The following is a 20,000-nucleotide window of genomic DNA, read 5'->3' on the forward strand; positions in this document are numbered from 1 at the left end:
CGGCATGGCCCTGATCGACCTTTTTCTCGCCCGCCGCGTCAAGCGCGGCCAACTGACCGTCCATCATGCCGACGGCAAGACCACCCATTTCGGCACGCCCGATCCCGTCTTGCGCGACGTGACGATCCGCTTCACCGACAAGGGAGCGGCAAACTTCATCGTGCGCAATCCCGGGCTCGGCGCGGCCGAGGCGTTCATGGATGGCCGGCTGATCGTCGAGCAGGGCGATATTCGCGACCTAGTCAATCTGCTCTCGGGCAACGGCCAATGGGAAGCGGGCAAGCGCACGCTGAAGCCGCATCCGGCACGCGAGATGGTCGCCGCAGTGACGCACCGGCTCAACCGCATCAACATGACGCGCAAAGCGAAGCAGAACGTCGCGCATCATTACGATCTGTCGGATCGGCTGTACGACCTGTTTCTCGATGCCGACCGGCAATATAGCTGCGCGTACTTTACCGATCCCGCCAATGCGCTCGAGCAGGCGCAGGACGACAAGAAGGCGCATATCGCCGCAAAATTGGCGCTGAAGCCGGGCATGAAGGTGCTGGATATCGGCTGCGGTTGGGGCGGGATGGCGCTGTACCTGCACGCCAAGACCGGCGCCGAGGTGCTTGGCGTCACCCTGTCCGAGGAGCAGATCAAGGTCGCCAAGCGTCGCGCCGAGGAGGCGGGCGTCGCCGACAAGGTCAAGTTCGAGCTGATCGACTATCGCCACGTTACCGGGCAGTTCGATCGCATCGTCTCGGTCGGCATGTTCGAACATGTCGGGCCGGCGCATTACAAGGCGTTCTTCCGCAAATGCCGCGATCTGCTGACCGCCGAGGGCGTGATGCTGATCCACACGATCGGCCGCATGGGCAAGCCCGGCGTGACCGACGATTTCACCGCCAAATACATCTTCCCAGGCGGCTATAATCCGGCGCTGTCGGAGATCGTGCGCGGTTATGAAGGCCTCAAGATGCTCCCGACGGACATCGAGGTGCTGCGGCTGCATTACGCATATACGCTCGACCATTGGTACTATCGCACGGTGGGGGCCCGGGAGCAGATCGTCGCGTTGTACGATGAGCGCTTCTACCGCATGTGGACCTTCTATCTCGCCGGGGCCGCCCAAGCTTTCCGCTATGGCGGGCTGGTCAATTATCAGCTGCAGATGTCGCGCTCGCGGACGGAATTGCCGATCACGCGGGACTATATGATCGAGGAAGAGCGGCGGTTGCGGGGAAGCTGAGCGCAGGTAGGTGATACAGACCTAACCTCTGTCACCCCGGCCTTGAGCCGGGGCCCAGCTTCTTCTCCACCGTCGAAGCAGAAGCTGGGCCCCGGCTCAAAGCCGGGGTGACGGTTAGGGTATCATGCCGCTTACGGATAAGCCGTGCGCATATAGTCGAACGCTTCGCCGGCCAGCGTCTCGAGTACGGCGGTATCCACGTCGCCAAGCTTCTTGATGTACAGGCACCCCGTGCCGGTCGAATGCTTGCCTAACCTGGCGAGCAATTGCTCATAGCGCGGGAAGCCGCCGGGAATGTAGAGTACGGTCTGCGCCTTGCGCGGCGAAAAGCCGATCCGGCACATCTCGCCTTCGCGCCCGCTGTCGTAGCGATAATGATAGCTGCCGAAGCCGACGATCGTCGTCCCCCACATCCGTGCCGGTTCGCCGGTCACCCGCGCGAGTATGTCGCACACCGCGCGCGCATCGTCGCGGCGCTGCGCCGGCTCGACTGCAGCGAGGAAGTCGTCGACGCTGGTCTCGGTCGCCTGGGTCTTGTTCGCCGCCACGATACCTCTCCGGTTGCGCGCGCTTCCGCGCTCGCATAGGGCGCGGGGCCTGTAGCTGAGGATGGATTCGATGACCGACAAAATCAACCGTGTCGTGCTGGCCTATTCGGGCGGGCTGGACACCAGCGTCATCCTGAAATGGCTGCAGCAGACCTATGAATGCGAGGTGGTGACCTTCACTGCCGATCTCGGCCAGGGCGAAGAGCTCGAGCCGGCGCGCAAGAAGGCCGAGATGGCCGGCGTGAAGCCCGAGCACATCTTTATCGACGATCTGCGCGAGGAGTTCGTCGGCGACTATGTCTTCCCGATGATGCGCGCCAACGCGATGTACGAGGGCCTGTATTTGCTTGGCACGTCGATCGCCCGGCCGCTGATCGCCAAGCGCCAGATCGAGATCGCGCGCATGCTGGGCGCCGACGCGGTGAGCCATGGCGCGACCGGCAAGGGCAATGACCAGGTGCGCTTCGAGCTCGGTTATTATGCGCTGGCGCCCGATATCAAGGTGATCGCGCCGTGGCGCGAATGGGATCTGACCAGCCGCACCAGGCTGATCGAATTCGCCGAGCAGCACCAGATCCCGGTGAGCAAGGACAAGCGCGGCGAAGCGCCGTTCTCGACCGACGCCAACATCCTGCACACCTCCTCCGAAGGCCTGGTGCTGGAAAATCCATGGGACGAAGTGCCGGACTATGTCTATTCGCGCACCAACAATCCCGAAGATGCGCCGGACGTGCCGGAATATATCACGATCGATTTCGAGCGTGGCGACGGCGTAGCGATCAACGGCGAGGGAATGAGTCCCGCGACGCTGTTGGCGAAACTCAACGATTATGGCCGCATCCACGGCATCGGCCGGCTCGATCTGGTCGAAAACCGCTTCGTCGGCATGAAGTCGCGCGGCATGTACGAAACGCCGGGCGGCACGATCTACAATCTCGCGCATCGTGGCATCGAGCAATTGACGCTGGATCGTGGCGCCGCGCATCTCAAGGATGAACTCGCGCCGCGTTATGCCGAACTGATCTATAACGGCTTCTGGTTCTCGCCCGAGCGCGAGATGCTGCAGGCGGCGATCGATCACAGCCAGGAGAAGGTCGCCGGCACGGTGCGCCTCAAGCTCTACAAGGGCAATGTCTCGGTGGTCGGGCGCAAATCGCCCAATTCGTTGTATTCGGAAAAGGTCGTGACGTTCGAGGACGATCAGGGCGCCTATGACCAGCGCGACGCGGCGGGCTTCATCAAGCTGCAGGCGCTCAGGCTGCGGCTGTTGGGGCGGCGCGACCAATAGGAGCATTGCGCTCCTACGGCCGCACGAGGCCAGAGTAGTGAGGGCAGCGCCCATGACCCTGGGCGCCGCCTTCGCAGGGGAATTCCGGCGGAGCCACAAGCAACTCGTTAACCATAGTCGCGTTATGCGCGCCGCATGACATTCGCGCGCGATCGGCAGGGACTTTGGGGCGACGCGGTCGCGGCGCTGATCCTCTGTCTGATCCTCAGCATCGCCTGGGCGGTGCACGATTGGTCCGCCCTGTCAGCCTTGGTGCTTCCCGACACCGACGATGTCATGCGGCTGCAGCAGATCCGCGACTGGATCGATGGCCAGCGGTTCGCCGATCTGTCGCAACATCGGCTGGGCGCCACACCCGGCCTGGCGATGCATTGGTCGCGGCTGCCGGATCTGGTGCCCGGCGCGATCATCGCCGCGCTGACCTCGCTGTTCGGCCGACATGCCAGCGAGATCATTGCCGTGATCGCCTGGCCGGCGATGCTGTTGGGCATGGCCTTGTTCCTGACGGCACGCATCGCGCGCGCCTTGGGCGGGGCGGAGATCGCGCGCACTGCCCTGGTGGTGGCGGCGCTGGCCTATCCGTCGTCGGCAATCTTCCTGCCCGGGCGGATCGACCATCACGGGCTGCAGGTGGTCTTGTTGCTGGCCATCGTCCACGCGTTGCTCGCGCGGCGCGGCATGATGCAGGGGGCGGTGGCCGGTCTTGCTGCCGCCGCCAGCATCGCTATCGGGCTGGAGACGTTGCCGCTGCTGGTCGTGGCCGGCGCGGTGATCGTGGTGCGGTGGATCGATCGTGGGTCGAACGCGCCGCTGCTCGGCTTCGGGCTCGCGCTGGCGATCGGCCTGTTCGTGGCACGCCTTGCGCTCCATGCCGACCAATTCGGCTATCCTGCTTGTGACGGGTTTACCGCGATCAGCTGGCGCGTCGCGGAACTCGCCTCCTTCCTGCCGATCGGGCTGGCCGGCGCCGGATATGTCGTATCGCGGCGCGACGTGCGTGCAGCGCTGGCGGTGCTGGTGGCGGGCATCGCCGTGCTGGGCGTGTGGCGGTTCGCGCCGATGTGCCTGTCGCCTTATGGCGCGGTCGATCCACTGCTGGCCAAACTTTGGCTGAGCAATGTCGGCGAAGCGCAGCCTTTGTTGCGAGCGCGGCCCGAGATGATCCTGGGCCATGCCGGACTGATGCTGGTTGGGATCGCTGCCAGCTTGTGGCGCGTGCGCGTGACCAGGAGCGGGGACTGGCTAACGCTGCTGGCCTTCCAGCTAGCCGCACTGGCACTGACCTGCGTGCAGCTGCGCGGCGCTTATGCCGGCGCGATCCTGGCGGCGCCGGCACTGGCGGCGATGATCGCGGCGGCGCGACCGCGCGGCACGCTGGCGCTGGCCGCGGCGTGGATCGGATCGGCGGGGATGCTGTATCCGCTGGCGGCCAGTGCCCTCGCGCCGGCCGAGCCGTCGGTCGCTGGGCCGTCGAACACCACGGGGTCATGCACCGATCCGCAAGCGCTAGCGCGACTGGCGCCGCTCGAGGGCCGGTTGATCGCGCCGCTCGATCTCGGCGCCTATGCGGTCGGCGCAAGCAAGCTGAGCGTCGTGGGGGCACCCTATCATCGCAACAATGATGGCAATGCGGCGGTCTATCGCTTCTTCCTCGGCTCGCCGGAGGGAGCGCGGCGCATCGCTGCGCACTGGCAGTTGCGCTATGTCGCTTTGTGCGGCGGCAGCTTCGGCGAGATTGGCAAACCCTCGCCCAAGACATTGCTCGGTCAGCTCCGAGCCGGGCGCGCGCCCGGCTGGATGCGACGGATTGAAGCGTCGCGTGACGATTTGACGCTATTTAGCATCGAACCGCGCTTGTTAGTTGCCCCCGCCAAGCGGTAGGGCTTGGCGATGCAGGGGCAAATCGAACGGCTGTACTGGTGGCAGACACGCTGGTTCGTGGCGTTGATGGTGTTCGTCTCGATCATTCCGCTGCTCAAGCCCGACATTCCCCCGTTGGTCGACCTGCCTGGCCATATGGGCCGCTTCCGTGTCCAGCTCGAGATCGATCAGGTCCGGTGGCTGCGCGACTGGTATGATTTCAACTGGTCGCTGATCGGCAATCTCGGCGTCGATCTGTTGATCGTGCCGCTGGCACCGGTGTTCGGGCTGGAACTGGCGGTCAAGCTGATCGTCATCGCCATTCCGGCGCTGACCGTGCTCGGCCTGTTGTGGATTGCGCGCGAAGTCCATGGTCGCATCCCGGCGACCGCCCTGTTCGCGCTGCCGCTGGCATATAGTTTTCCGTTCCAGTTCGGCTTCGTCAATTTCGCGCTGTCGATGGCGCTGGCGCTCAACGCTTTCGCCCTGTGGCTGCGCCTGGCGCGGCTGGGCAGGCTGCGATTGAGGGCGATCGTCTTCGTGCCGCTCTCCTGCCTGGTGTGGCTGTGCCACACGTTCGGCTGGGGCGTGCTCGGCGTGCTCGCCTTTTCCGCCGAGATGATCCGGCAGCATGATCTGCTGACCGAACGGCGCGGCGTCACCACGTCATTATGGGATCGCTTGCGCCGCGGCCATTGGCTCGCCGCCTGGACCAAGGCCGGGTTGCACTGCGTGCCGCTTGCGTTGCCGATGGTGCTGATGATCGTCTGGCGCTCAGGCGATCACGTCACCGGCCAGACCGGCGATTGGTTCAACTGGCGTGCGAAAATGGGCTGGCTGACCATGGTGCTCAAGGATCGCTGGCAGGGCTTCGACCTTGCCGCGACGGCGGTGCTGTACCTGATCCTGTTCAAGGGGTTTCGCGATCCCAATATCGGCTATTCGCGCAATCTCGGCCTGTCGGCCTTGTTCCTGCTCGCGGTATTCATCCTGTTGCCGCGCATCGTGTTCGGTTCGGCCTATGCCGATATGCGGCTGGCGCCGTTCATGTTGGCGGTGGCGCTGATCGCATTGCGCCCGCGCATCGACGCATCGGCGCGCAGCGTGATGCTGCTGGCCGCTTTGGGCTGCGCCTTCTTCGTCGTCCGGATCGGCGCGACGACGGTTAGCTATTGGATGTTCGACGCCAAATATGATCGCGAACTGAAAGCGCTGGAGCATGTGCCGATCGGCGCGCGCTTGCTCACCTTTGTCGGGGAGCGGTGCGGCAACCAGTGGCTGATGACCCGGCTCGAACACTTTCCCGCGCTCGCGCTGGAGCGGCGGTTGGCTTATTCCAACGATCAATGGTCAATGGCTGGCGCGCAATTGCTGACCGTGAAATATCTCCCCGCTGGCCGCTTCGCGCATGATCCGTCGCAGATCGTCACCAGCATCCAATGTCCGCGCGAATGGTGGCGTCCGATCAACCGGGCGCTGGCGCGGTTCCCGCGCAATGCGTTCGACTATGTCTGGTTGGTCTCGCCGCCGGCTTATGATCCGAAGTTCAACCAGGGGCTGATCGAAGTGTGGCGCGACGGCACCAGCGTGCTGTACCAGGTCGATCACAGCAAGCCCGGCGTGTTCGTCAGCGATGCCGAGGTCCATCCGCGGATCATCTGGCGCTCGCCATTCTGACGCCTAGCCCGCGGCCTTTTTGAACGGCGTCAACTCGGCCAGATATTCCTGGTCGGACGCGACGGACTCCCGCTCCCGCTCGAGGAAATCGGCGATCGCGCGGCGGAAGTTCCGGTCCGGAATATAATGCGCCGACCAGGTGGTGACGGGGGCATAGCCGCGGGCGAGCTTGTGTTCGCCCTGCGCGCCGGCCTCGACCGTGGTCAGGCCGCGCGCGATCGCGGCGTCGATCGCCTGATAGTAGCATAGTTCGAAATGGAGGAAGGGCACGTCCTCGGTACAGCCCCAATAACGGCCGTACAGCGTATCCGCGCCAATCAGGTTGAGCGCGCCGGCGATCGGCACGCCGTCGCGCTCGGCCATGATCAGCAGCACGCGATCGGCCATGGTCGCGCCGAGCAGCGAGAAGAAGGCGCGGGTGAGATAGGGTTTGCCCCATTTGCGGCTGCCCGTGTCCTGGTAGAATATCCAGAACGCGTCCCACTCCGCTTCCGTAATGTCGGCGCCGCTAATGTGGCGAACCGTCAGCCCCTTGATCGCGGCGGCGCGTTCCTTGCGGATCGCCTTGCGCTTGCGGCTGGCCAAGGCAGCGAGGAAATCGTCGAAGCTGGCATAGCCATCATTGTGCCAGTGGAATTGCGTGCCGGCGCGGATCAGCCATCCAGCCGCCTCGAACAACGGTACCTGATCGGGCGCGATGAAGGTGGCGTGGGCGGAGGACAAACCGTGCTGGTCGGTCACGGCTTCGATCGCGGCGATCAGCGGCGCGGCCATCGCCGGATCGCGCAACAGCAGGCGCGGGCCGGGCACCGGCGTGAACGGCGCGGCGATCTGCAGCTTGGGGTAGTAACGCCCGCCGGCGCGCTCCCAGGCATCGGCCCAGCCATGATCGAAGACATATTCGCCCTGGCTGTGGCTCTTGACATAGGCCGGCGCGATCGCCGCGGGCTGGCCATCCGCGCCATCGACGACGATCGGGATTGGCTGCCAGCCGGTGCGCGGGGTGGCGCTGCCCGATTGTTCGACGATCGAGAGAAAGGCGTGGCTGAGGAAGGGATTGTCCGCGCCGGCGCAGGCGTCCCACGCGGCGGCGGGGATGGCAGCAACGCCGTCGGCGATTCGGGCGGTGACGGCGGTCATTGAGGTACAGGTAGGATGGCGAGGGACTAAGGCCAAGGTGTTGCAACACGTTGTTCCCCTGCGAAAGCAGGGGCCCAGAGCCACGAACGCCGTGTCAGGTGGCCCTGGGCTCCCGCGTTCGCGGGAGAGCAGCAGTATTAGCTAATCTCGACGATCGCGTCGATTTCCACCGCCGCGCCGAGCGGCAGCGCCGGTACGCCGACTGCCGCTCGTGCATGCTTCCCGGCATCGCCGAACAGCGCGACCATCAGGTCGCTCGCCCCGTTCGCCACCTTGGGCTGATCGGTAAAATCGGCGGCGGAATTGATGAACACGCCGAGTTTCACGATCCGCTTGACCCGCGACAGGTCGCCCAACGCGGCCTTGACCTGCGCGACGACCATCAGCGCGCAGGCCTGCGCCGCTTCCTGGCCGAAGGCGAGATCGCGGTCCTCGCCCAACCGTCCGGTCATCACCGCCCCATCCTTGAACGGCAGCTGCCCGGAAACGTGCAACAACCCGCCAGCTTCCACCGCGGGCACATAAGAGGCGATCGGCGCTGCGGCCTGCGGCAAGGTCAGGCCCAGTTCGGCCAGCTTGGTATCAACGCGTTCGGTCATGATCGTCTTTCTCTAAAGGTCAGGCGGAGCGGGCGGGCGTGTTGACGCCCATGCTCTGCAGATATTTGCGCACGTTGCGCGCGGCCTGGCGCAGCCGTTGCTCGTTCTCGACCATGGCGATGCGCACGAAGCCCTCGCCATTCTCGCCGTAGCCGACGCCCGGCGCCACCGCGACCTTGGCATGAAGCAGCATCTGCTTGGAGAATTCGAGGCTGCCAAGATGCGCCAGCGCCGGCGGCAAGGGCGCCCAGGCGAACATGCTCGCACGCGGGGAGGGAATGTCCCACCCAGCACGCCCGAAGCTCTCGACCAGCACGTCGCGGCGCTTGTGATAGAGTAAGCGGTTGGTCTCGACGATGTCCTGCGGGCCGTTCAGCGCGGCGCAGGCTGCGGCCTGGATCGGCGTAAACGCGCCGTAGTCGAGATAGGATTTAACCCGGCTCATCGCGGCGATCAGCGTCTTGTTGCCGACCGCGAAGCCGATCCGCCACCCGGCCATCGAATAGGTCTTGCTGAGCGAGGTAAACTCGACCGCGATGTCCTTCGCGCCTTTCACCTGCAGGATCGAGACGGTGGGATTGCCGTCGAAATACAGCTCGGAATAAGCGAGGTCGGAGATGATCCAGACCTTGTTCTCCTTCGCCCAGGCGACCAGCCGCTCGTAAAAGGCGAGGTCGACCGTTTCGGCCGTCGGGTTGGACGGATAGTTCACCACCAGGATGGACGGGCGCGGCACGGTGAAGGCCATCGCGCGCTCGAGCGATTCGAAATAATGCTCGTCGGGCGTGGTCGGCACGGCGCGGATCGTGGCGCCGGCGATGATGAAGCCGAACGTGTGGATCGGATAGCTCGGGTTGGGCGCGAGCACGACGTCGCCCGGCGCGGTGATCGCCGTGGCGAGGCTGGCCAGCCCTTCCTTCGATCCCATCGTCACGACGACCTCGGTTTCGGGATCGATCTCGACGCCGAAGCGGCGGCCGTAATAATTGGCCTGCGCCTTGCGCAGCCCGGGAATGCCCTTCGATTGCGAATAGCCATGCGCATCGGGCTTGCGCGCGACCTCGATCAGTTTCTCGATCACGTGTGGCGGCGGCGGCAGATCGGGATTGCCCATGCCAAGATCGATAATGTCCTCCCCGCCCGCGCGCGCCGCCGCCCGCATCGCATTCACTTCGGCGATCACGTAGGGGGGCAGGCGTTTCATGCGGTAGAATTCTTCGGACATGGGGCGTTTCCGGTTTGAGGAGCCTATTCCTTACGTCATCCCACACCCTCTCGTCATCCCCGCGAAAGCGTGATCGTTGCGCAAACCCTTCGTCACCCCTGCGCAGGCAGGGGCCTATCGCTGTTTTCCTCAAACGATGATCCGTCGAGGAGAGAGCGATGGGCCCCTGCCTGCGCAGGGGTGACGGTAGGATTGGGGACTTCCCCGGGAATGACGGGAAGGGCTAGGGTAGCCGCGAGAGGATCAACAATGGCCAAGCCCACCCCAACGCTCCCCAGCCTCGAGGACATGCAGCACTGGACCTGGGTGCTCGGCCGGGCGCAGCAGATGGTGCTGGAGCAGGGACTCGCGCCGGCCGCGAGCGCCTTGCCGACGATCCCGGGACTCACCGATCCCGCCACGCTGGCCCGCGCGCAGAGCTTCTGGAGCGACAGTCTCACATTATGGCAGCGCTTCCTCGATCCCGCCAGGACCGCCCCGGTCGAGGCAACGCCCGACCGTAGCCGCGACAAGCGGTTCAAGGATCCTGCCTGGGACAATCCGGTATTCGACTGGATCCGGCAGAGCTATTTCCTGATCTCCGATCACATGCTGCAGGGCATCGACGCACTCGATGGGGTGAACGCCAAACAGAAGGAGCGCATGCGCTTTGCCGCGCGCGGCTTCCTCGAAGCGATGAGCCCGAGCAATTTTCCCGCCACCAATCCGGTGGTGCTGGAAAAGACGATCGAAACCGGTGGCGAGAATCTGCTCAAGGGCCTGCAGAACATGCTAGCCGACATCGCCAAGGGGCAATTGACGCATACCGATCCGGACGCGTTCGAGGTCGGGCGCAACCTGGCGATGACGCCGGGCAAGGTCGTTCACCGCACCCCGCTCTACGAACTGATCCAGTACACGCCGACCACCAAGAAGGTGCTTGCCGTCCCGCTGGTGATCTTCCCACCCTGGATCAACCGTTTCTACATCCTCGATCTAACACCCGAAAAAAGCTTCATCCGCTGGGCGGTGGAGCAGGGCGTCACCGTGTTCATGGTGTCGTGGAAATCCGCCGATGCCAGCCTCGCCCATATCGAATGGGACGATTATGTCGCTGCGCAGATCGAGGCGGTCGATGTGATCCGCGCGGCACTCGACGTGCCGGCGGTGCATACCATCGGCTACTGCGTCGCCGGCACCACGCTGGCAGCGACGCTCGCCGTGTTGGCGGCGAAAGGCGAGGCGGAAAAGGTTAAGAGCGCGACCTTCTTCACCGCCCAGGTCGATTTTTCGAATGCCGGCGAATTGCTCAATTTCATCGACGACGAGCAACTAGCGTCGATCGACAAACTCTCCCCCGACGGTTTCCTCGACGGGCGCTATATGGCGTTGACCTTCAACCTGCTGCGCGGCCGCGATCTGATCTGGAATTACGTCACCAACAATTACCTGCTCGGGCAGGATTATGTGCCGTTCGATCTGCTGCACTGGAACGGCGACACCACCAACCTGCCGGCGAAGTGGCACTTGTCGTATCTCACCGATCTGTATCGCGACAATCTGCTCGCCACGCCGAACGCGCTCTCGGTGGGGGGCACGCCGATCGATCTCACCAAGGTCGCCACGCCGGCCTATATCCAGGCCGGCAAGGAGGACCATATCGCCCCGGTCGAGAGCGTGTGGCAGATGACGCGGCATTTCACCGGGCCGATCAAGTTCGTGCTTGCAGGGTCCGGCCATATCGCCGGGGTGGTCAACCCACCCTCGCAGCAGAAATACCAATATTGGCTGAATAGCGAACCGGTCGAGACGCTGGCCGACTTCGTCGCGGGGGCCGTGGAGACCAAGGGCAGTTGGTGGCCGGACTGGATCGACTGGTTGCGGCAGCAGGACGCGACGACGGTGCCGGCCCTTGCCAGCCGTGTCCCAGGGCAGGGCGCATTGGCCGCGATCACGGACGCGCCGGGGAATTACGTCCGGGCGCGTTGACTGAAATATGCCATTGAAAATCAACATTATTTAGGCATGCTGCACTGCAGCAAAATTCCTCTTGCGCCCGACCTTCCGGATATTTATATTGCAGTGCAGCAATGAACCGTAAGGAGGCCATGATGGCCAGCACGACGCCGACAGAAGAACCCATCGCTCAGGCGGAAACGCCCGCCGCGGCGCCGGTTGCTGCACCGGCCAAGGCTGAGGTCAAACCGGCCCCCAAGACCGCCAAGCCGGTGGTCGCGCGGGTGAAGGCCAAGGCGGCTAAGCCCGCCCGGGTCGCAACTGCCGGTGCGGCAACGCCGCCGGCCAAGAACAAGGCAGCCGCGAAGACCGCCGTCACGTCTGTCATCGAAACCATCAAGCCGGCGATCGTCTCAGCTACGGCCAGAGCGAAAACCGTCGCAGCCAAGGAAGCCAACATCATGGAAGCCACGATCAAGAACGCCGCCGAGCGGGCCAAGACCCTGTTCACCGACGCCAATGCCAAGAGCACGCAGGCGCTCGCCGAGATCAATGAATTCGGCAAGGGCAATATCGAAGCGATGGTCGAAAGCGGCAAAATCGCCGCCAAGGGCGTCGAAGCATTCGGCCAGGATAGCGCCGATTATGGCCGTCGCCAGTTCGAAAGCGCGACTGCCGCGCTGAAGAGCCTGTCGAGCGTCAAGTCGCCGACCGATTTCTTCAAGCTGCAGAGCGATTATTTCCGCGCGTCGTTCGATTCGCTGGTCGCTCAGACCTCTAAGAATACCGAAACGGTGCTCAAGCTGGCCGGCGAAGTCGCCCAGCCGATCCAGAACCGGGTCGCGGTTGCCGTCGAGAAGGTCAAGGTCGCCGCATAAGCGGTGATTCGGGTATCTTCGACGGAAGAGGGCGGCGCCGCAGGGTGCCGCCCTTTTCATTTCTATTGCCCAACACGCCCCTTGCCCTAACGCCCCGGAATGCCATATTTTACGGACACATGATCGATCAGCACACCCCCACGGCCATGGCCGAGCGCCGCGATGGCGACGGCAATGAAGATGGCACCGGCCTTGGCGTCGCCACGCGCACGCGCGCGAAGACCAAGCAACCGACGCCATACCGCGTCTTGCTGCTCAACGATGATTACACCCCGATGGAATTCGTCGTGCTGGTGTTGCAGCGCTTCTTTCGCATGGACATGGAGGCGGCGACGCGGGTGATGTTGCATGTCCATCAGAAGGGCGTCGGCATCTGCGGCACGTTCAGCTACGAAGTGGCCGAAACCAAGGTCGCGCAAGTGACGGAATTCGCGCGGCAGCATCAGCATCCGCTGCAATGTACGCTGGAAAAAGCGTGATTTGACTTGGGCCGCCCCCGGAGGGGCGGTGTAAAAGCCGATCAGCGCGCCGGCGGCAGCCAGCCCAGGTCCAGCCCGGCATAGCGATTGATATAGTTGGCCGCGCGCGACAGCGCGCGCTCATCCTTGAAGATCATCCGTCCCGCTTCGCGCGCGATCAGATCCTCTTCCTCCAACTGGCGCAGCATGCGGTTGACGTGCACCGCGGTCAGCCCGGTGGCATCGCCAATCTCTTCCTGCGTCAGGCCGAGCACGAAACTGCTGCCCAGTCCGGGGTTGGACATGCGCTGGCGGTTGCGCATGTCGATCAGGATCGCGGCGACCCGCGCCTTGGCCGAGGTGCGGCCCAGCGCGGCGAGACGGTCGGTCAGCGCGGCGCGCTCGATCTGGCTATAGACCATGATGACCGCGGCCAGGCGGGGATGCTCCTCGATCACCTTGGCGAGCAAGGTCCGCTCGAACGGGCTGACCGTACAATCGGTCAGCGCCGTCAGCGTTTCCGTCGCCTCGCGATACACCAGGGTGGAGCCGGCAAGCAGCTCGCCGGGAAACATGAATCGTAAGATTTGCCGGCTGCCGTCGTCGAGCAACACCGAACTCATCATGGTCCCGCGACGCAGCACGAACATCTCGCTGCCATGATCCTTTTCGCGCACCAGCGTGGCGCCGCGCCGCAGCACGCGCTCGCGCTCCTCCAGCCGGTCCAACGCGGCGCGTTCCCCCGGCGTTAGCGCGATAAACCCGCTTAAGCGCTCCGCAAAACAACTGACTGGCACGCAGCACTTCCCCCCGGTAGCCCACACCCAGAGCATCGCACGGAAATGGTTGCATTAAAGTCGATCAATCACGACCGTCGATGTGCACCAAGCTTGCATGGGGCGGTTCTGACGATAAAGCTCCCGGCATGGACAGAATTCTCATTCGCGGCGGCAATCGCCTTGCCGGTCGCCTACCCATTTCCGGTGCCAAGAACGCCGCGCTTACCTTGATGCCATGCGCGTTATTGACCGACGAACCGCTGACCTTGCGCAATCTGCCACGGCTCGCCGATGTCGATAGTTTCGGGCATCTGCTCAACCAGCTTGGTGCGTCGACCCAGATCGAGGGCAGCCGGCCGGAAGATTTCGGGCGCGTGATGACGATCCGTGCCGGCAAGCTCACCTCGACCGAAGCGCCGTACGACATCGTCCGCAAGATGCGCGCATCGATCCTGGTGCTCGGGCCGTTGGTCGGCCGCGCCGGCGAGGCGACGGTGTCGCTGCCGGGCGGCTGCGCGATCGGCAACCGGCCGATCGACCTGCATCTGAAAGCGCTGGAAGCGATCGGCGCGGAAATCGAGCTGGCAGCGGGCTACGTTAAGGCCAGCGCTCCTGGCGGGCGGCTGGCGGGCGGCAACTATACCTTCCCGATCGTATCGGTCGGCGCGACCGAGAATGTCGTGATGGCGGCGGTGCTCGCCAAGGGCACGTCGGTGATCGAGAATGCCGCGCGCGAGCCGGAAATCGTCGATCTGTGCAACTGCCTGGTGGCGATGGGCGCAAAGATCGACGGCATCGGGACCGAGACGCTGACCATCGAAGGCACCGATCGGCTGCACGGCGCGACCTACCGCGTGATGCCGGACCGGATCGAGGCGGGCAGCTATGCCTGCGCCGCGGCGATCACCGGCGGGTCGGTCGAATTGGTCGGCGTCGGCATGGATAATATGCGTGCGACGGTGGTGGCATTGGTCGAATCCGGCGTAAAGGTCGAGGAACGCGGCGGCAGCCTGTTCGTCGATGCGCCGGATCGGCTCGGGCCGCTAACGCTCTCCACCGCCCCCTTCCCAGGGTTCGCCACCGACATGCAGGCGCAGTTCATGGCGATGTTGACCCTCGCGAACGGCGCCAGCGTCCTAACCGAAACGATTTTCGAAAATCGCTACATGCACGTGCCGGAACTGGCACGGATGGGCGCGGATATCCAGGTCAGCGGGCGCACGGCGATCGTACGCGGGGTCGCCGGACTGACCGGCGCGCCGGTGATGGCGACCGATCTGCGCGCCTCGATGAGCCTGATCATCGCCGGGCTGGTGGCGGACGGGCAGACCGAAGTCGGGCGGGTGTATCACCTTGATCGCGGCTACGAGCGGCTGGAGGAAAAATTGAGCGCGGTCGGCGCGGATATCGAGCGCGCTGGGGACGGGTGACCTAACGGCTTACCTCGGATGATAAAGCGCGCACAAGACGCGCTGATCTTGCCGCCTGCCGGACCCTCTGGCGATCCTGACCGTTGGTGTGCTGAATGCCTCCACTCGAAGGATCTCCTATGAGCGATACCCCCCGCAATCCCGGCAATGGCGGTGAAACGCATCAGCAGGCTGGCGGCGACACCCCGGTGCTGACGACCAATCATGGCGTGCCGATCTCCGACAATCAGAACAGTCTGAAATCCGGCGCGCGTGGGCCGACGCTGCTCGAAGATTTCGTGCTGCGCGAAAAGATCTTTCACTTCGATCACGAGCGTATTCCGGAGCGCATCGTCCATGCTCGCGGCTCGGGCGCGCACGGCTTTTTCGAGGCGACGGACGATATTTCCGATCTCACCAAGGCCGCTGTGTTCACCAAGGGCGAGAAGACCGAAGTGTTCGTGCGCTTCTCGACGGTCGCCGGCGGCGCCGGCTCGGTCGATACGCCACGCGACGTGCGCGGCTTTGCCGTCAAGATGTACACTCGCGAAGGCAATTGGGATCTGGTCGGCAACAATATTCCGGTATTCTTCATCCAGGATGCGATCAAATTCCCCGATCTCGTCCATGCCGTGAAAATGGAGGCCGATCGCGGCTATCCCCAAGCCGGCAGCGCGCACGACACTTTCTGGGACTGGGCGTCGCTGATGCCCGAGACGACGCATATGCTGATGTGGGCCATGTCCGATCGCACGCTCCCGCGGTCGTTCCGCACCATGGAAGGTTTTGGGGTTCACACTTTCCGGCTGGTCAATGCCGAGGGCAAATCGAGCTTCGTCAAATTCCACTGGAAGCCCAAGCTCGGGCTGCAATCGACCATTTGGGACGAAGCGCTCAAGTTGCAGGCGGCGGATAACGATTATCACCGTCGCGATCTGTTCGAAGCGATCGATACCGGTGCGTTCCCGGAATGGGAGCTCGGCATCCAGGTGTTCGATCAGGCCTTTGCCGAGGCGCAGCCGTACGACGTGCTCGACGCGACCAAGCTGATCCCGGAAGAGGATGTACCGGTGCGCATCATCGGGCGCATGGTGCTGAACCGTAACGTCGACAACTTCTTTGCCGAGACCGAGCAGGTGGCTTTCCTGCCGACCAATATCGTCCCCGGCATCGATTTCTCCAACGATCCGCTGCTGCAGGGCCGCTTATTTTCCTATCTCGACACGCAGAAGTCGCGGCTCGGCACGACCAATTTCCACCAGATCCCGATCAATACGCCGCGCTGCCCGTTCGGCAACTTTCAGCGCGACGGCCTGATGCAGACGATGGTGCCCAAGGGTCGCGCCAATTACGAACCCAACAGCCTGGCCGAGCACGGCGAGGAGGGTGGCCCGCGCGAAAGCACGTCCGGCTTCGTCACCACCAACGCGGCAACTGGGCCGGACGAGCAAGGCGACAAGCTGCGCGTCCGCGCCGGGACCTTTGCCGATCATTACAGCCAGGCACGGTTGTTCTATCGGTCGCAGACTCAAAACGAGCAGTCGCACATTGCGTCGTCGTTCGTGTTCGAACTGTCCAAGGTAGGGCTGCTCGATCAGGTGCCGCCGCGCATGCTAGCCAACCTGCGCAACGTCGACGAGGATCTCGCGCAGCGGGTTGCCGACGGGCTTGGCATTGATCTGCCGCCAAAGGCCGTCGCAGCGAAGGAGCCGGTCGACATGGCGCCGTCCGACGCGCTGTCGATCCACAAGAACATGAAGGACACGCTGAAAGGCCGCGCGATCGGCATCCTCATCGCCGACGGCACCGATGCCGACGAACTCGACGCGTTGATCGAGGCGATCGAGGCGGCCGAGGCCAAGGCGGTGATCGTCGCCCCCAAGGTCGGCGGCGCTACCCTGTCCGACGGCGACAAGTTCAAAGCGGACGGGCAACTGGCCGGATCGCCGTCGCAGCTGTTCGACGCCGTGGCGATCCTGTTGTCCGAGCAAGGCTGTGCGGCGTTGCTCAAGGAGGCGGCAGCAGTCGATTTCGTGATGAACGCATTCGGCCATCTCAAGGCGATCGGCGCGACCGATGCCGCGCAGCCCCTGCTCGACAAGGCCGGGGTCGAGGATGATGAGGGCGTCACCGGGATCGGCGACGACTTCATCGAGGCGGCCAAGAAACGCTTCTACGCCCGCGAGCCGAACCTGCGCACGCTGGCCTAAAGCATCGTAGCCCATGATCGCAGCCGTGCGATCATGGGCTTTCGCTTGGCTCGTCGGCGCGCTAGCTTCTCCCACTATCCTTTGGGGGAACACCATGAAGCATATCGTCGCGCTTGGTCTCGTCGCTGCCATCGCCGTTCCGGTTGGCGCGCAGACCGCGCCCAAGCCGCCGGTCGCGGCCAAGAAGCCGTTTGTCGTGAAAGCCCCATTCGGTACTCAGCGCACCGACGACTATTATTGGTTGCGCGACGACACCCGCAAAAATCCCGAGATGCTGGCCAATCTGCAGGCCGAGAACGCCTATGCCGATGCGGTGCTCGCTCCCACCAAACCGCTCCAGGCCGAGATTTACAAAGAGGTTGTCGGCCGCATCAAGCAGGACGACAGCTCGGTGCCGTATCTGGATAACGGCTATGTCTATTATACGCGGTTCGAAACCGGCGCGGATTATCCCGTCACCGCGTGGCGCAAGGGCAATATGGACGCGCCCGAACAAGTGCTGCTCGACCAGCCCAAGCTGGCCGCCGGCAAGGGCTTCTTCTCGGTCGGCGATACCGCGGTCAGCCCCGACAACAAGCTGCTCGCCTGGGCCGAGGACACGATCGGCCGCCGCCAGTACATTCTCAAAATCAAGGATATCGCGACCGGCGTGGTGATGACCGAGACGGTACCGAACGTCGAGCCTGGCGCGGTGTGGGCCGACGACAATAAGACGATCTTCTATGTCGAAAAGGATCCGGTCACCTTGCTCAGCAAGCGCGTCAAGGCGCACGTGCTGGGCACGCCGGCGACCGCGGACAAGCTGATCTACGAGGAGAAGGACGACAGCTTCTACATGGGGCTGGGGCAAACGTCGGACGACAAGTTCATCTGCATCGGCGTGCAGAGCACGGTGAGCGCGGAAACGCGCTGCGCCCCGGCGGCCGCGCCGACCAATTTCACCATCGTCGCGCCGCGCGCGCGCGACGTGCTGTACGATGCCGATCACTTGGGCGGCCGCTGGATCATCCGAACCAACTGGGATGCGCCGAACTATCGGTTGATGACGGTCAAGGACGCGCAGGTAACCGGCCAGCGCACGGCGTGGCGCGATCTCGTGCCGGTCAAGTCGGACGTGTTTATTGAGGGTTTCAAGCCGTTCGACGGTTTCCTGGCGATCGAGGAGCGGTCCGGCGGCAACAAGCGGCTGCGTACGCTGACGACGACCGGCAAGAGCAGCTTCGTCCAGTCGGACGAGCCGGCCTATGCGATGAACCTGTCGGTCAACGAGGAGCCGGCGACGCCGTGGCTGCGCTACACCTATGGTTCGCTGACCACGCCGACCACGACCTATGAAGTGAATACGTCCACGGGCGAACGTCGCACGCTGAAGGTGCAGCCGGTGCCAGGTTACGATGCCACGCAGTACGTTACCGAACGCGTGTGGGTCCCGGCGCGCGATGGCGTGAAAGTGCCGGTCAGCCTGGTCTATAAGAAGGGGTTCAGGCGCGGCGGCAAGGCGGCGATGCTGCAATATGGCTATGGCAGCTACGGCGCGTCGATGGATCCGGCCTTTTCGATCCAGACCGTCAGCATGCTCGATCGCGGCATGGTCTATGCGCTGGCGCATATTCGCGGCGGGCAGGAGCTGGGCCGCGCCTGGTATGACGACGGACATCTGATGAAGAAGCAGAACAGCTTCAACGATTTCGTCGACGTCACGCGCTGGCTGGTGGCCAATAAGTATGCGGCCAAGGATCGCGTCGCGGCGATGGGCGGCAGCGCCGGCGGGCTGCTGATGGGTGGCATCGCCAACCAGGCGCCGGGCGATTACAAGGTGATCATCGCGCAGGTACCGTTCGTCGACGTGCTGACGACAATGCTCGATGCCAGCATTCCGCTGACGACCAACGAATATGACGAATGGGGCAATCCGGCGAACAAGCCGGCCTATGATTATATGGCGACCTATTCGCCGTACGATAATGTGACGGCGCAAGCGTATCCGGCATTGTTCGTCGGCACCGGCCTGTGGGACAGCCAAGTGCAATATTACGAACCGGCGAAATGGGTGGCCAAGCTGCGCGCGACCAAGACGGATCGCAATCCCCTGGTGTTCCGCACCAACATGGAGGCCGGGCATGGCGGCAAGTCGGGCCGCTTCCAGCGTTACAAGGATGCGGCGGAATATACCGCGTTCATGATGACCGAGCTGGGTGTGGCCACGAAGTGATGCGTCGCTAACCTACCTACCATTAGCGCTTCCCCGGCGAAGGCCGGGGCCCAGTCGCGAAGGTAGTCATAACCGCGTGCAGCGCTCGATCACTGAGGGGCCGCTACTGGACCCCGGCCTGCGCCGGGGAAGCGCTTGGTTTGGAGGGGGTAAACTTCTACCGCTTGGGCTTGTCGTACGGCGTGAAGGGCCCGAAGCGGCAGATCGGGCCGGGGACGATGTCCTGCGGCTGGCGTGGCTGGAACTGGTCGTTCTCGCACATCTGTGTGCCGAAGGCCCGGACGACCAGCACCGAATCGGTGCGCAGCGACGGGCACGCACTGGCCAGCGTGTTGACCCAGATACGGCGGCTGGACTGGATGTAGATCAGCCTATGGTCGTCGACGATCTGTGGCCCGCTGACGGTCGAACGGTCGACGCAACGCTGCGGTGCGCCGGCGTTGCGACCTGCAAGCGCCTCGGCCAGTGCTCGATCGGCGCGGGACGTGTCGGCTGGCAGCGAAGTGCAGCCAGCGAGCAACGAGAGCAGGATCAGCGCGCGCATCATC

General features: G+C 64.0%; 16 protein-coding genes. 10 read left to right on the forward strand and 6 right to left on the reverse strand.

Features of this window, described 5'->3' with window-relative positions:
- Nucleotides 1-4: 4 nt before the first annotated feature.
- Entirely contained in the window at nt 5-1,234 is a 1,230-nt protein-coding gene (locus tag U1739_RS10900) for a class I SAM-dependent methyltransferase (RefSeq protein WP_332707871.1), read from the forward strand.
- A 131-nt stretch (nt 1,235-1,365) separates the two neighbouring features.
- On the opposite strand, the gene U1739_RS10905 is transcribed toward U1739_RS10900, so the two are convergent.
- Nucleotides 1,366-1,782: a DUF1801 domain-containing protein gene (locus U1739_RS10905; RefSeq protein ID WP_332707873.1), complete on the reverse strand. Its 417-nt coding sequence runs from the start codon at nt 1,780-1,782 to the stop codon at nt 1,366-1,368.
- Between the two features lie 70 nt (nt 1,783-1,852).
- On the opposite strand from U1739_RS10905, the gene U1739_RS10910 reads away from it, so the two are divergent.
- The 3 genes from U1739_RS10910 to U1739_RS10920 all read left to right on the forward strand — a co-directional run bounded on the left by U1739_RS10910 (nt 1,853) and on the right by U1739_RS10920 (nt 6,607).
- Nucleotides 1,853-3,070 (forward strand): argininosuccinate synthase, encoded by a 1,218-nt coding sequence (locus U1739_RS10910; protein WP_332707875.1) that lies wholly within the window; start codon nt 1,853-1,855, stop codon nt 3,068-3,070.
- A 135-nt stretch (nt 3,071-3,205) separates the two neighbouring features.
- On the forward strand, nt 3,206-4,951 hold the full coding sequence (locus U1739_RS10915; RefSeq protein WP_332707877.1) for a hypothetical protein: 1,746 nt from the start codon (nt 3,206-3,208) through the stop codon (nt 4,949-4,951).
- 9 nt (nt 4,952-4,960) lie between these two features.
- Entirely contained in the window at nt 4,961-6,607 is a 1,647-nt protein-coding gene (locus U1739_RS10920; protein ID WP_332707879.1) for a hypothetical protein, read from the forward strand.
- Between the two features lie 3 nt (nt 6,608-6,610).
- On the opposite strand, the gene U1739_RS10925 is transcribed toward U1739_RS10920, so the two are convergent.
- The 3 genes from U1739_RS10925 to U1739_RS10935 all read right to left on the reverse strand — a co-directional run bounded on the left by U1739_RS10925 (nt 6,611) and on the right by U1739_RS10935 (nt 9,571).
- Nucleotides 6,611-7,747 (reverse strand): GNAT family N-acetyltransferase, encoded by a 1,137-nt coding sequence (locus U1739_RS10925; RefSeq protein WP_332707881.1) that lies wholly within the window; start codon nt 7,745-7,747, stop codon nt 6,611-6,613.
- A gap of 137 nt (nt 7,748-7,884) precedes the next feature.
- Nucleotides 7,885-8,346 carry a RidA family protein gene (locus tag U1739_RS10930; RefSeq protein ID WP_332707883.1) on the reverse strand — a complete coding sequence of 154 codons (462 nt, stop codon included), beginning with the start codon at nt 8,344-8,346 and terminating at the stop codon, nt 7,885-7,887.
- Between the two features lie 19 nt (nt 8,347-8,365).
- On the reverse strand, nt 8,366-9,571 hold the full coding sequence (locus tag U1739_RS10935; RefSeq protein ID WP_332707885.1) for an LL-diaminopimelate aminotransferase: 1,206 nt from the start codon (nt 9,569-9,571) through the stop codon (nt 8,366-8,368).
- A 249-nt stretch (nt 9,572-9,820) separates the two neighbouring features.
- Here U1739_RS10935 and U1739_RS10940 point away from each other — a divergent pair, with 249 nt between their 5' ends.
- The 3 genes from U1739_RS10940 (at nt 9,821) to clpS (ending at nt 12,863) form a co-directional block, all read left to right on the forward strand.
- On the forward strand, nt 9,821-11,539 hold the full coding sequence (locus tag U1739_RS10940) for a PHA/PHB synthase family protein (RefSeq protein ID WP_332707887.1): 1,719 nt from the start codon (nt 9,821-9,823) through the stop codon (nt 11,537-11,539).
- A gap of 101 nt (nt 11,540-11,640) precedes the next feature.
- Complete coding sequence (locus U1739_RS10945; protein ID WP_332707889.1) at nt 11,641-12,384, forward strand: phasin family protein; 744 nt, start codon at nt 11,641-11,643, stop codon at nt 12,382-12,384.
- Between the two features lie 146 nt (nt 12,385-12,530).
- The gene (gene clpS / locus U1739_RS10950; protein ID WP_332707976.1) at nt 12,531-12,863 is read left to right on the forward strand and encodes an ATP-dependent Clp protease adapter ClpS; all 333 of its coding nucleotides are present in this window, start codon (nt 12,531-12,533) and stop codon (nt 12,861-12,863) included.
- A gap of 41 nt (nt 12,864-12,904) precedes the next feature.
- Here the strand turns inward: clpS and U1739_RS10955 are convergent, their stop codons facing one another.
- Nucleotides 12,905-13,639 carry a Crp/Fnr family transcriptional regulator gene (locus U1739_RS10955; protein ID WP_332707892.1) on the reverse strand — a complete coding sequence of 245 codons (735 nt, stop codon included), beginning with the start codon at nt 13,637-13,639 and terminating at the stop codon, nt 12,905-12,907.
- A gap of 128 nt (nt 13,640-13,767) precedes the next feature.
- Here U1739_RS10955 and murA point away from each other — a divergent pair, with 128 nt between their 5' ends.
- The 3 genes from murA to U1739_RS10970 all read left to right on the forward strand — a co-directional run bounded on the left by murA (nt 13,768) and on the right by U1739_RS10970 (nt 19,452).
- Nucleotides 13,768-15,051: a UDP-N-acetylglucosamine 1-carboxyvinyltransferase gene (gene murA / locus U1739_RS10960; RefSeq protein WP_332707894.1), complete on the forward strand. Its 1,284-nt coding sequence runs from the start codon at nt 13,768-13,770 to the stop codon at nt 15,049-15,051.
- Nucleotides 15,052-15,170: 119 nt separating this feature from the next.
- A complete protein-coding gene (locus tag U1739_RS10965; protein WP_332707896.1) occupies nt 15,171-17,240 on the forward strand; it encodes a catalase in 2,070 nt (689 codons plus the stop codon).
- Nucleotides 17,241-17,334: 94 nt separating this feature from the next.
- Complete coding sequence (locus tag U1739_RS10970) at nt 17,335-19,452, forward strand: S9 family peptidase (RefSeq protein ID WP_332707898.1); 2,118 nt, start codon at nt 17,335-17,337, stop codon at nt 19,450-19,452.
- A 157-nt stretch (nt 19,453-19,609) separates the two neighbouring features.
- Here U1739_RS10970 and U1739_RS10975 read toward each other — a convergent pair whose 3' ends face one another.
- A complete protein-coding gene (locus U1739_RS10975) occupies nt 19,610-19,996 on the reverse strand; it encodes a DUF6491 family protein (protein ID WP_332707900.1) in 387 nt (128 codons plus the stop codon).
- Nucleotides 19,997-20,000 lie beyond the last annotated feature (4 nt).

It is taken from the genome of Parasphingomonas puruogangriensis (assembly GCF_036663635.1).
Classification (GTDB): domain Bacteria; phylum Pseudomonadota; class Alphaproteobacteria; order Sphingomonadales; family Sphingomonadaceae; genus Sphingomonas.